This window comes from Arthrobacter sp. NPDC056493 (genome assembly GCF_042795115.1).
GTDB lineage: Bacteria > Actinomycetota > Actinomycetes > Actinomycetales > Micrococcaceae > Arthrobacter.
In genome coordinates this window covers 1-12,030 of sequence record NZ_JBHTSL010000020.1, presented here as the reverse complement: position 1 = coordinate 12,030, position 12,030 = coordinate 1, and the positions used below count along the sequence as shown (strand labels likewise).

The 12,030-nt window shown below is 59.8% G+C and carries 14 protein-coding genes and 1 pseudogene; 9 read left to right on the top strand and 6 right to left on the bottom strand.

What is annotated here, in order from left to right:
- The first annotated feature begins 190 nt into the window (after positions 1-190).
- On the top strand, positions 191-763 hold the full coding sequence (locus ACFQ50_RS10535) for a hypothetical protein (RefSeq protein WP_377995476.1): 573 nt from the start codon (positions 191-193) through the stop codon (positions 761-763).
- 475 nt (positions 764-1,238) lie between these two features.
- Positions 1,239-2,753, top strand: coding sequence for a hypothetical protein (locus tag ACFQ50_RS10530; protein ID WP_377995475.1), 1,515 nt, complete (start codon positions 1,239-1,241; stop codon positions 2,751-2,753).
- Between the two features lie 30 nt (positions 2,754-2,783).
- Here the strand turns inward: ACFQ50_RS10530 and ACFQ50_RS10525 are convergent, their stop codons facing one another.
- Positions 2,784-3,260: a MurR/RpiR family transcriptional regulator gene (locus ACFQ50_RS10525; protein ID WP_377995474.1), complete on the bottom strand. Its 477-nt coding sequence runs from the start codon at positions 3,258-3,260 to the stop codon at positions 2,784-2,786.
- Positions 3,261-3,893: 633 nt separating this feature from the next.
- Here ACFQ50_RS10525 and ACFQ50_RS10520 point away from each other — a divergent pair.
- Positions 3,894-4,664 carry a ParA family protein gene (locus ACFQ50_RS10520; protein WP_377995473.1) on the top strand — a complete coding sequence of 257 codons (771 nt, stop codon included), beginning with the start codon at positions 3,894-3,896 and terminating at the stop codon, positions 4,662-4,664.
- Positions 4,665-4,666: 2 nt separating this feature from the next.
- On the top strand, positions 4,667-5,005 hold the full coding sequence (locus ACFQ50_RS10515; RefSeq protein WP_377995472.1) for a ribbon-helix-helix domain-containing protein: 339 nt from the start codon (positions 4,667-4,669) through the stop codon (positions 5,003-5,005).
- Here the strand turns inward: ACFQ50_RS10515 and ACFQ50_RS10510 are convergent.
- Together ACFQ50_RS10510 and ACFQ50_RS10505 are read right to left on the bottom strand one after the other, a co-directional pair.
- A pseudogene (locus tag ACFQ50_RS10510) lies at positions 4,982-5,380 on the bottom strand (Mu transposase C-terminal domain-containing protein); the annotation flags it as partial. The gene ACFQ50_RS10515 and the pseudogene ACFQ50_RS10510 sit on opposite strands and share 24 nt — an antisense overlap.
- Positions 5,381-5,395: 15 nt before the next feature.
- Positions 5,396-5,737, bottom strand: a complete 342-nt coding sequence (locus ACFQ50_RS10505) for a helix-turn-helix domain-containing protein (protein WP_377995471.1) — start codon at positions 5,735-5,737, stop codon at positions 5,396-5,398.
- 218 nt (positions 5,738-5,955) lie between these two features.
- On the opposite strand from ACFQ50_RS10505, the gene ACFQ50_RS10500 reads away from it, so the two are divergent.
- The 4 genes from ACFQ50_RS10500 to ACFQ50_RS10485 all read left to right on the top strand — a co-directional run bounded on the left by ACFQ50_RS10500 (position 5,956) and on the right by ACFQ50_RS10485 (position 8,372).
- Positions 5,956-7,044, top strand: a complete 1,089-nt coding sequence (locus ACFQ50_RS10500; RefSeq protein WP_377995470.1) for a hypothetical protein — start codon at positions 5,956-5,958, stop codon at positions 7,042-7,044.
- Between the two features lie 117 nt (positions 7,045-7,161).
- Positions 7,162-7,386 carry a hypothetical protein gene (locus tag ACFQ50_RS10495; RefSeq protein ID WP_377995469.1) on the top strand — a complete coding sequence of 75 codons (225 nt, stop codon included), beginning with the start codon at positions 7,162-7,164 and terminating at the stop codon, positions 7,384-7,386.
- Positions 7,383-7,670, top strand: a complete 288-nt coding sequence (locus ACFQ50_RS10490) for a hypothetical protein (protein ID WP_377995468.1) — start codon at positions 7,383-7,385, stop codon at positions 7,668-7,670. Before ACFQ50_RS10495 ends, ACFQ50_RS10490 begins: the two co-directional genes overlap by 4 nt.
- Before the next feature lie 132 nt (positions 7,671-7,802).
- The gene (locus ACFQ50_RS10485; RefSeq protein WP_377995521.1) at positions 7,803-8,372 is read left to right on the top strand and encodes a recombinase family protein; all 570 of its coding nucleotides are present in this window, start codon (positions 7,803-7,805) and stop codon (positions 8,370-8,372) included.
- Between the two features lie 169 nt (positions 8,373-8,541).
- Here ACFQ50_RS10485 and ACFQ50_RS10480 read toward each other — a convergent pair whose 3' ends face one another.
- Both ACFQ50_RS10480 and ACFQ50_RS10475 read right to left on the bottom strand, forming a co-directional pair.
- The gene (locus ACFQ50_RS10480) at positions 8,542-9,561 is read right to left on the bottom strand and encodes a hypothetical protein (RefSeq protein ID WP_377995467.1); all 1,020 of its coding nucleotides are present in this window, start codon (positions 9,559-9,561) and stop codon (positions 8,542-8,544) included.
- A gap of 98 nt (positions 9,562-9,659) precedes the next feature.
- Positions 9,660-10,166, bottom strand: a complete 507-nt coding sequence (locus tag ACFQ50_RS10475; protein WP_377995466.1) for a DUF4365 domain-containing protein — start codon at positions 10,164-10,166, stop codon at positions 9,660-9,662.
- 154 nt (positions 10,167-10,320) lie between these two features.
- Between ACFQ50_RS10475 and ACFQ50_RS10470 the strand changes: the two genes are divergently transcribed.
- Entirely contained in the window at positions 10,321-11,040 is a 720-nt protein-coding gene (locus ACFQ50_RS10470) for a DUF4145 domain-containing protein (RefSeq protein ID WP_377995465.1), read from the top strand.
- Positions 11,041-11,113: 73 nt separating this feature from the next.
- On the opposite strand, the gene ACFQ50_RS10465 is transcribed toward ACFQ50_RS10470, so the two are convergent.
- A complete protein-coding gene (locus tag ACFQ50_RS10465; protein ID WP_377995464.1) occupies positions 11,114-11,830 on the bottom strand; it encodes a hypothetical protein in 717 nt (238 codons plus the stop codon).
- Positions 11,831-12,030 lie beyond the last annotated feature (200 nt).

The window sequence follows — 12,030 nt, the reverse complement described above, 5'->3', positions numbered from 1 at the left end:
AGAGAAGGCGGACAGCTGACTCAAAATATTACCGGATCCCCCGAGGGGTACAGGCCGTGAGTTGTACATGTGCGGAGCATGTATATAGTCTGTCGCTTACTTGGGTTCTTGGGGGACTCAAGTCAATGCCGCCGCAACAAGTCCCTGTGTAACCACAGGTTCTCTCAAGCCGGATTCGGGTGATTCACACATGCAGGAATACTGTGCCCCCAAACTTATTGGGGCGAAGGCACCACTGAACTGCCTTGTGTTGCCAGCCCAGGCCCTAGTAAACATCGATGGCGAAGATGGCGTGGGGGAAATCCGCGCAACCCTGGGCTGTGACAGAACCAACCTTCGGCCAACAGCCGAAGCAATCGACGCCCCACTCTCCGACTGGTTCAAGTTACAACTGGAGAGACCGCTCACTTCGATGGCGATTACCACGCCATGGGGATGTGAGCTGTGGAACACTCCGTCGAACAAAGGACGCGACACGCCCGACGCTATCAGAGGTTTCGATAACAAAAACCGATTAGATAGCACTATGGCACTCCGAAAGCTCGCACAGGGTGGACGCCCGTCAAAGGGCCCACGGCATACATTCAACGTCAAACCGGACATCACTCGCGCTGAAAAACTGCGCGACATCCTAGACATTCTTGACTGCAACGCGGTGGACTACCTAACCCCCCTAGTTGCTGCCCACATCGACTCCATCGATCTGGAGAAGTTTCGGGCCGAGCACACACAGGAGATCTTGCCTATCGCACAGGCTAGTTAAAAACTGAAGGCCCGCATTATGCGGGCCTTCATCAAAGTATCTGTTCAGATCCAGTTCTTGGCGGGATCAGATCTGAACTTGTAGAACACCCACCCTGGTGGGTGGATTTTCCGTACCCCTCAAAGAGAGGCTGTTGCTGTCTATGGTACCGGATGCCGTTTTGGCGTCAACACATCCAAATCCGAGTGTCGCGGCAGAAGCGTCCCCATCGGACCAATGGAGCCTTGCTCCGCTGATCGCCGGGGCGCCTTCGTACCGTCTGGGGCGTTGGTTTGGCCAAAGGTTTCAGTATCCACGGCCGAAGAATGCACCGAGGATCACTCGTTCGCTGCCGGAGCGCCCTGCAGCGGTGATGGTGCACGGAACGGATGGCAGTGTTGCCACCCTCTGCCTGGACTTCGATACCTCGAAGGCCCTTAAGGGCGTCGTGGACTCTGACGCAGCCCGGGTAGGCCGACTGTTGTCGGCGTCCGGCATGTCTTTTGTGGAGGACTTCTCCCCCAACGGTGGACGACACCTGTACGTTCCGCTTCAGGATCGCATGGACGCGGCCGAGGCCCGGGAGTTGGTCGAAGCGCTGGCCCTGATGGCTACCAGCTTGGACCCGAGCCCGCACCAGAACATTACAGATGGGTGTATTCGTGTCCCTGGTTCGGTCCATAAGTCCGGTGGCCACCAAACGCTCATCACTCCCCTGTCCCAGGCGTATGGCATCCTGCGCCGCCGCAACCCACGACACGCCGTGATAGAGCTGCGTACTGCCTTGGCGCCAGAGCTGGCGCGCAAGCGCGCGCTGAAAGCCCGGGAAGCCAAAGCCGTGGCCACTCAGAGGACCGGCGGCTTGCAGGCACTATCACTGAGGATAGGCAGCGAGGCGCCACTCCGCAGGGCCGCCCGAACCGGGCTATACGACACTGCCAGGTACAAGAGCCCCTCCGAAGCGCGCATGGCTGTCCTGAACCACTTCAGCGCTTGCGGCTGGTCCATCCAGGACATCCAAAACGAACTCGCCGGCCAGTTCCCCGGCCTTGCCGCTCTCTATGGTGACCCGGAGCGTCAGGGCCGGCTCCTTCCTTATGAATGGGCCAAAGCCCAGGTATTCACCGGAAGCAAGGCACCCCAAAAACCACTCCCTCGTAGAGACCGGGAAAAGAGTGCCCTTATTAACAACACAAGCCCGCCCTTACCCACAGGGGGGGCAGGAAACCGGACCAGCGCTGGTGTGCACCAGCTTGTGAATGATCTTGAAAATATCCTCTACGCGGTACTGGATCACAGACTGCAAACACGGGGTAGGGAGGGACTTAGTCTCCGACTGCTTATGCGGGGATTGCTGGGTTACATGAGGGCTAAGGAAACAGACATTCTCGATGTCGGTTGCCGTACCTTGGCCGCTTCGATGGGAAAACACCATGTCACCATTGCCAGGTTATTGCCCGTTCTGGTTCAAGCGTCCGATGGCATTCTCACCAAGATAGCTGACGCACGCCACAAAGCAGCGGACGTGTACCTCATCCAGCTCCCCGAGCACTACCAGCAACTGGCCAAAGAGCTGAGCTGGCGCAAAGGAAAGATCCACGCTGTTCGTCCCGTTTTTCGGGCTCTGGGAGACCCAGCTGCCCTCGTCTATGAGGCCATCGAACGCGGCCGGCATTGCCTCACTACGGCCGCGATTGCCAGGACTGCTGGGATCAGCCGCAACGCATCCTCAGCTGCCCTGGCAGCGATGGAAGATTTGGGCATGATCGCTCGTGACGGACGAACGTGGAAGACCACGACGGTCAACCTCCGTACCTTGGCTGATCGCCTCGGTGTTCTCGACGACTACCTTGAACACATCAGCCGTAACCGCCACGAACGTGCAGTCTGGCATGCGTTTTTGGATCGTTTCCTGAAGGATCGGATCGATGAGACAAGTTTCTTTGATCCTGAGGTCGAGGAACACTGGATACGACCAGATGAGCAAATGCACTTATGGCACGCAGCATGACTTGCGTGAACTTGATGGGTTGTAATGCGTTTACACGGTCCCATCCCAGACGTCCGTCGGAGGCGAGGTTTCCAACCTTCCCAACCTGCAAGCCGTCTCTAAAATCCCATTCCATCGGTTGTCTTGACTGTCAGGATTCCTTGTCAACTTTGACTCTGCGACCTTTGTTGGCGGGATGCTGGTGACTTGTGCGCGGGTTCCGGCCGTCGACCGAGCATACCTGCGCGCGGTTGAGTCGGCGATCAGCACCGTCTTGGCGCCGGTGCGGGGCAGGAATCGCATGATGTCCCCGAAGCCCGAGACGCGACGGCGAAACCCGATAACGATAACGACATCGCCGGCGCCGGCATGGACGAGCTCTTCACCCAGAGACTGACCCGGCTGGGGCGCGAGGAGTACCCGGGGACGCACTTGGGCGAGGGACTCACGTAGCCGCATGGCAACCGGATAGCCCGTTCGGAACCCAACGATGAGGACGTTTCCTGCCTTGGCTATGGCCTCACTCAACTCAGCGAGCCGGCCGCCCTCGAGATGCTCGCTGACCCGCCGAATGTTCTCGAGCTCCGTAGGTTATCCCGCCAAGAAATGGATTAAATATTTCTGTCATGACAGAAATATTGAAAGATTGTAACGGGCCTCCCCCGAAGCACTCCCCTGTTTGCACTCTGCTGCGAACGGCCGGTGGGGTCTTCCAAGGATCCACGGAGGTCCCCCGGTTTTCTAGGGTAACTGCCAGGTGAACCATTGAGTGCGCGATGATCAGCTGCTCAATATTTCTGTCATGACAGAAAGATTGAAAGATTGATGGATAGGCTCAGTGGATCACAAAATCCCTTGGAGCGCCACGCATGATCGACCGCACTGTGCCCCGAGCCCCCCCGGGGGGTGATTCGGAGGGAGGGTTCAAGCATTGCCTCAGGTCAACGTCCAATGCGAGATCGTCTACTCTTCATTATTTCTGTCATGACAGAAATAATGAAAGATTGATGGATTGATGTAAGGATAGATAGACATACATATAGATTGATGTTCTGACGGATGGGCTGATAGATTGGTATAAGGACAGATTGATTGACGAAAATAAGGATGGCGAGCGTAGCCCCCATCCTTTCGTCTCAAAAGCTTGAGGAGGATTAGGGCATGAAGATCACGGCGATCGGTAACCGTAAGGGCGGTGTCGGCAAGACTTCAGTAACGCTGGGACTGGCAACGGGGTTGCGTTTGATAGGACGGCGTGTCCTCGTTATCGACCTTGATCCACAAGCAAACGTTACAGAGGCGCTTGAAGGATCAGGGGAGTTCGACGTCTTCGACGTGCTCTACGGGGGAGAGGCCGGCACTCTGGGCCAGGCAATCACTACCACCACGTGGGCAGGTATTGACCTCGTCCCAAGCTCCGAATCGCTTGCGCGACTCGAGTCAGAGGCTTTGCTAACGCCCGAAATGCGCCTTAAGACGGCAGCCTGGGGGGCCGAAGAGCTAGAACAATATGACCATGTCCTCATCGACCTCCCTCCGGCACTAGGCCGGCTTACGCTGAACGGACTGATTTGGGCGGATCGAGTTCTGGCAGTCACTGAACCGGCGGCGTTCTCGGTTAAGGGCGTGACGGAGTTTCTTGAAACCGTAAAGAAGGTCAAGTCACTGCCGCACTTGAACCCCGAGCTGGACTTCCTGGGCATCATCATCAACAAAACCAGTTCACCCCTGACCTCCGAGCATTCCTTTCAGATTGGCGAGCTGGAGAACACTTACGGCGAGGACATTCGAGAGCCCCACCTCCCTCTCAGGACAGCAATGCAAGACTCCGTCAGCACGAGATCGCCGCTGACAAAGCTCTCAGGGAGGGGAGCCGCCATCATGACGGAAAAATTTGTCGCCCACGCGCGCTACCTGGATGGAGTTAACTAGCCATGGCGTTGGAACGTAAGTCGTCAATACGAAAAGCTCCCGCCGCCGACGTTGTTGAAGTGCTGACCGCACCTGAGGCCCGGGCCGACCGAGCCCAACCCAATGAGCCCACTCATGGCAGTGGCGAACGGGCGTACGCTCCAACGGAGCAACTGCCTGCCGCCGGACGTGAAGTGAAGCGGCCCGGTCCAGGACGTCCGAGGGGAAAGCGCCGCATGGAGCCCTTCTCGTCGAAGATCGAGATCGGTCTTCGTGATGAGCTGGATGCTTACTCCGCAGAAACCGGAATCACCATTACTCAGTTGCTGGACGAGGCGTTACGGGACAGGCTTCGCCGTTAATAAATCTATCTGGACAGAATTAATGGTCCTTGATGCTGAGCGTTCATCTTCACGGCTCTCGGAAAGTGTGAACCGGCGCTTTAGCCTCGTGCGCGGTGCCTCGGGGGAGGGTAGGGCGGCGGCCTGGTGCACGGCGAGGAGCTCGTCGACCAGGCATTTCCGATCCTTGATCTCTTCGCGCAGCTCGCGCCGGCGCCGGGTGCGGGCTGCTTGAAGGTCTTTGAGGCTGATCGTGAAGTTGGCCAGCTCCTGGTAGACGGCCGTGCATAGGAACGCTCCGGCGTGGAAGACGCGGATCTCGGCGAGATCGCGCGGGTCGTGGCGGATGGTGACCGGCTCGCCGACGAACGCGGCGAGGTTCACGTCAAGGTAGCGCCTGCTGCGCCAGCATCACCAGCGATACGTCCATGCCGCTGACGATCTCCCGCACGGTGTGTAGCTGGGAAGCGGCCAGCCCTGGACGGCGGCGACAGCGGCCGCGCGCGGTGCACCGTCGCAACCGACGGCGCGGGTCGCTGCAGGTACAGCCCCTTCGATCATGTCATCAGATCGGCCGGAAACCGCCGCAGCCCGATCCGAACGCGGCGCTGGTACCAGCCCGGCAAGCCCCCGGGCCCGGTAGGCCGACAGCCATCTCCGCGCCGTCCGCAACGGCACCCCGGCGGCGGCCGCCGCTCGGGTGACAGGCACGCCCTCATGGAGATGTGGGGCAAGTACTTCCAGGCGCGTCATTGCCCTGCGCCGCTGGCCCTCGCTCAACTCCGCCAGCGGGCGCCGATCCGGCGTCCGGGCGATCGCCTCCATAATCCGGAGCATATGCCGTGAAGTGCCAAAAAGCGCCGCTAAATCCGTGCCATATAACGCCGCGATCAACAACACAAGTATCGTCCCTTTTGTTTCGTTCCGTATTTCGTCTTTCGTTATGTTCCGTATTGTGTTACCGTAACGTCATGACTGAGCAACAGACCGAGGAGCGCATCTGCCGGTTTCCTGGCTGCCGGCGTCCTGCGATGGCTGGCGAGGCTGGCACGGGGCGGCCTCCGGAGTATTGCGATGACCCGCGGCATAACCGTGCCGCCGCGTGGCGGGCGCGGCAGCGGCTTGGCGAGAACCAGGAGCGGGCCGAAGAGGCGCGGCCCGTGGATGCGGCGCGTCAGCGCGCGAGCGAGATCGGCGGTCAGGTTGCGGGGATGATCGAGCACTTGGGACAGCAGCTGGCTTCGCTGGTCGAGGAACTGCGCACGGTGGGGGATCCGGACGCGGCAGAAGCTCAGATCGAGTCGATCTCGACCGAGGCTGCTGAGAAGATCGCCGCCGCGGCTGCCCGGGCAACGCGTGCCGAGCAGGCACAGCGCCGCGCGGAGGTCGAGAAAGACGAGGCCGACGCCGCCGCGGCGGAGGCCACGCAGCAGGTCGAGGAGCTGACCGGGAATCTGGCCGGGCTGCAAGAAGAGCTTTCGGCCGCCCGGGAAGAGCTGTTGGCTGCCCGAACTGCGGGAGAGGACCTGAGGGAAGAGCTTGCCCAGGCCCGCGCGGACGCCGAGCAGGACCGGGCACAGGCGGAAGCCGCCGCGGCGGAGCTGCGCGCCGACGTCGAGGCCGCCCGCGCCGAGCTCTCCGGCGCCGAGCGGGAAAGGGATGCGGCCACTGCCCGGGCCGGGACCGCGGAACGCGGGAAAGCAGATGCAGAGAGCCGCGCGGCCGCAGAGGCAGGACGCGCACAGCGTGCCGAAGCCGAAGCGGGGGAAGCCCACGCGCAGCTGGAGGCTGTCCGAGCGGATCTGGACCGTGCCCGCGAAACAACCGCCGAGCTGCGGGCATCCGTGGCCGTGCTCACGGCAGAGCGTGATGCCGCCAGGGCCGACACCGAACGCGAACGCGACCACGGCAACCAACGGGTGGATGACCTCCGGGCCACCTATGAGCGCCAGGTGGACCAGCTTCGAACCGAAGCCGCCCAAGCCCGCGCGGCCCTGGCCGAATCCCGGTCCCGCCGAAGCAGGGCGGCAGGGAAGCCGGAGGGGACGCCGGAACAGTAACCGGGGGATTTGGATTCCCGTGCAGGCGGCCTTTGTTGGTGACGGCACTTCCCGCCGCGATTGCCCCATGGCCGGCGGCACGCTGCGCGAACCAAGAGGCACGCAATGAGACGAACGATGATCGGCCTGATCCTGGCACTGTCAGGGTGGGCCTGCGCCGGGATCTATCTGATCCTTACCGGTCAGGCTCTGGGGAATGCGATAGCGCGGACGAACGTGTCGTTCCTGGGCGACGCCGCGGTTTCCTTTGTTACCGGCCTGGTGAGCTGGTCGGTGCTGGTTTATGCCGGAAGCCTGTTCGGCATCCGGCGCCCACGACTGCTGAGAAAGAAGAACAGATGAGCCGCATTGAAACGGTGTACGTCGTGAGCGAGCCGCAACCCACCGTTGAGGATTCGGTCCGGGAGCTCGCCCAACGCCTGGACAAGAACCTCAAAGACCTGGTGACCGTATTCCAGGAGGCGGGGGAGCAGTTATGGACCGCGGAGCCTGCATCACACACGGTCACGCCAGTGCCTTTCACTGAACGCCGACCCACCGGACTCATTGGTCATGAGAACGTCCAGGTCACCCGGTACATCGCGTCGGCCCTGGTCATGGTCTCGTTCCAGAAACGCATCGACTGACCGCCGGCCACAAGGTGTTGGTTAGGTGTCGAGGCTGCTCCCGGAGTGGTGTGCTGGACAGCTGCTGTGAGCCACAGGGGCAGCCTGCCCCATGACCACACAGCAGCTGTGGAGCTTGGACTCAAACCTCAGGTGGCGGAAAGGTCAGTTCTCACCTGGCCTGCGGGCGAACGTGCAAGCTGGGTGCCATGCGCGTATGGTGACCGCCGGTCAGGGCTGAATGCGTTTCTGGGCAGAGGATCGCCAAAGGCCGATGTACCCCCCCAGTTCGATCGGGCGCTTAACGCGCTAATCGATGGCGACACCCTCGTTATCACCACGCTGGACCGTCTGGGGCGGTCCATCCAAAATATGCTCGCCTTCGCCGACGAGCTCCGCGGCCGAGGCGCCGGCTTGCGCGTCTTGAACCTCGGCGGTGGCGACGTCGACACATCGACGCCCATGGGTTCGATGGTGTTCACGATCATGGCGGCTCTCGCGCAAATGGAACACGAGATCAAACGCGAACGCGTTATCGATTCCGTCAACAAACGCCGAGAAGCTGGAAAGGACCTCGGCGGCCGACCCCGCCGGGTCACTGACAGTCAGATTCGAAGCGCTCTCCGCTTGGTCGAAGGCGGCGATCCCGCTGCGCAGGTTGCCCGCGATCTCGGAATGTCCCGAGCAACGTTTTATAGAAGGTCACGAGCCCTAACACCGTAAGTGGTCCTCTCGTCCGACCAGGCCGCATCTTCGGACAGGTCTTACGGAACTGTCCGATGGCTGTCCGGAGCAACGGCGCGCAACTGCCAAGCTGTGTCCGGCGGAGGACCGACGCCCTGTCGGCAGCTTTGTCTGTTGCCTTCCTGGGACAGCGCGGTCAGAATCTCCGTTAGGTGGCGCCGAACAGCATCGTTTCGCGTAGTGGTTGGACCCTCGCGGGGGACGTGATACGGAGTCCTTTGCCCGGAACCGAGGTGACTTCTCCTTCCACGACAAGCGTTTCCTTAGTGCTGAACCATTCATGCGACTTCCGAAGGTTGTCGTCGGCCAAGAAAACGGCTATTTCGCAGCTGCGCCCCTTCCGGACGGTTTGTATCTTCACCTCGCCAAACGTCAGGGATTCTTCGTCGCGCAGTTGCACGATGGGCCCAGTGAATGATTCCGTCTGCTTTTTTGGAGAGGGGCGCATCTTTTTGGCAGTCAGCTGGAGTAGATCTGAGGCTCCCGCTGCGATGGACACAGATTTGGGCAGTGTCGAATTGGATTCCAGCGCGGCCGCCCATTGGAAGGTGGCTGAGAAAGTGGAGACGGCTTCAGTAGAAACAACGTCATGCAATGCTGCAACCATCTCGCGGCTGACGCCAGCCGTGACCAAGTCATCAAGGGTAGTTATGGAGGGCTCCTTCCCTGGGTCAACAACCAGCTGCTGCACAGCTGTCAGAGCTTGTGCCATCGTCCTAGTTGCCCGTCGTTCTTCGGGTTCATGATCATAGGAAAACAGCTGATGTCCGTCCGAGTCCTTGCCCCTGATCGAGTTGGCGTCCAGAGGAACAAGCATGGGGAGTATGTACGAACCCTTCTTGGTGTGTCCAAAGCGCGCCTGTTCCACGATCCTCTCTGCCGGCTTGGAATAATTTCCGCCGATCTGCGACCTAACGCCGCGCGACGTCGTAGCACTGGCTCTCAGGATTGTTCTAGCGGTCGAAATTAGGGAAAAACCGGCTTCAACGGGGATCGTTCCTTCAATGAGGATGTCGTCCGCCGCCCGAAAATCTGTTACATCAATGTAAGCGTTACGGATGGCAGTCGCCACGGTCGGCGTGGGCTCGTTCAGTGGGGCGGCAATACGGGAAATCACGCCGTCCCACTGCAAATCAGACGGGGAAAGCTGCCAGGGGATGGCAACCACGGCACCCTTCTCATGCGTCCAGAGCTTACCTGCGGAACCTTGGGCTGTCGGTCGCCATTCGTGTTTGGTTAGGAACCACTCGAGGCCCTCCGTGGCCATCATGCTGCTTCTTCCGAGAAGCATGACCAGAGGTCGGCGTTCCACTGCGCGAGAGTATCGGGCGTTAGACGGTTCGTTCGGTGGATTGAAATCGAACCACCCATTGAACTCGTATCGATCTTTGCCCAGTACGCTGTTGAACGATGCGTTGTGATGTCGGCTCCGCCGTACTCTATCCAGTCACCAGGTATGTCATTTGGGACTTGAACCACTACGAAGTAGGCAGGACCAAAATTTCTTGCCCACTTGGTTTTCCATTCTTCCGTTACAGGCCAGGAGAGCTTGCCCGCTGGTCCGAAGACCTTTTTGGTGCACTTAATCTGGATGCGCACGGGGAGTGCGGGGAACTGAACTGTGCCGTCGATGGCAAGCACATCTTCGTCTGCGGAAGTTTCATCAAAACCGACACCGAACTGCGCGCAAACGTTTTGGAAATAGGCGATTCCGTATCGGCCCTTCCGAGCATTTGGGGACAACGTCGACCCGATCGGTATTGCGCTACTCATGGCACTCCCCAAAGCAATGAACAAGTTTGCTCATGGTACATGCGGAGAGGCCGAACGCCTCGACCAAGCGGCGTGCGTGAGACCAGTGATGCACCAGTAAAGGATCGATTTTGAGACGCACCGGCGTGCCAAGAGCGTATGGAATGCTAAACGCATGGCAAAAAGGTTTGCTCTTCCAGAACACCACGTCCCGCGATTCAACTGCCCCAAGTGTGGTGCTTTTGCCGCGCAGGAGTGGCGGAGATTGTCATACCCAGCTGGCCAAGACGAGATGGGGCATCAATACTATGAGCCGGTCCGAGACAACATAGGCGGTGATTGGGAAGCCAGCCTTTGCGCAGGGTGCGACGACCACTCGCTGTGGCTGGACGGGGAACTGACATACCCTGCCGATCGCCCGGGACTGGAGGTGCCTGAGCCGGTAGAGGGTATGCCCCAAGACGTAGAAAAGCTCTACCTGGAGGCCTCTGCCGTGCTACCGCATTCGAGCCGAGCAGCGGCTGCACTCTGCCGTGCTTCCTTGGAGCGTCTATCCAAGACGCTTACCCCGGAAATGAATCCCACGGCTTCCTTGGATGAGCGCCTGATTGTATTGTCTGAAAAAACCACGGCTGCTCTCGCTAAAGGCGTTCAGATCATCCGACATGCCGGAAACACAGCGCTCCATGGAGCAAGGGACGACGATGCGTCGGTTGTCATCTACATGGATGGCAGCGAGTCGGACCTCATAGACCTTTTCTTTGTGACCATCAACGAGCTTGTGGACGAATTGATCACACGCCCTGCCCGCATTCAGTCGGTTTACGAACTTCTTCCCGAACAGAAGCGGTACGCCATAGAAAGGAAGATGGCGGCAAGCAAGGGCAGGAGGTAGATGCCCAGCCTACCCATGCAACGGGGCTCACCCAGTCCGGCCAGTAACCAGAACTTCAGCCGTTGTCCGTGGCTTACGTACAGGTGTCCTCTCCTAGGAATAAGCCGTGGATTCCTGATGGGCTGACCGTGACGATCCCAGCTCTGCCTGCTGGGCTTGCGGCCGATGCGTTCCATCGAACCCATATCGGGTAGGCGCCGTGGTCTCGCGCGTATTCGAGTTTGTCCAGGCTTGAGGTTTTGTTTGTGGAATCCAATTCGATAACGATGCTCGGGATCAGGCCGTACATGGCAGTGATGTCGATTCTTCCGGGTCTGACGTCGCCGACGCTGGCGGGGACTGGTAGCCGGAGTTCCTTGGCCACTGTGACGCGCAGGTTCTCCATGAACCGGTGGGTGTAAAGGATCGTCTTGATCTTCTCTGTGAGAGCACGTGTTGCGGCAGCAGTTTCGATTCCCTGCGGAACGGGCAGCAACGCATGGATTTCAAGGGCGATTGTTCGAGCAAGGGGCAAACCTAGCCCATAGTTTTCCGTAACGCCGGTAGGGAGACCGAAGCCCTCCGCCCAGAACTGCACACCAAACATCTCGACTGGTTCTGCGTGAGCGACACTACGACCGACGTCAGCGGCAGACGGCCGGCGGAGCAGACGCACAGCGTCTGGAATGTCGCCCACTGCCGGCGGTTCTTTCCCTTCGATCGCTGCAAGGGCTGTTCGGTAGGCAACGATATGGGCGAGCTTTCCTTGAATCAGACTCTTGTACAGCTCGGGAACCTGCTCTGTTTCCATCAGTCTTTCTGCCAGCACCCGCGCGTCTGGAAGGAGGCTGTCTCGCGTGGCTAGGACCAGTGGTTCGTTTTGGTCGTACCAATCCTGTTTGCAGTTCCAACACAGGGGACTGCCCCCGGTTTTGTTGACTCCTTGATCTAGCGAGCTTGTGCTCGTGGAAGGATGTTGACCATGCCCACGCCGTATGGGGCGGAGTTCCG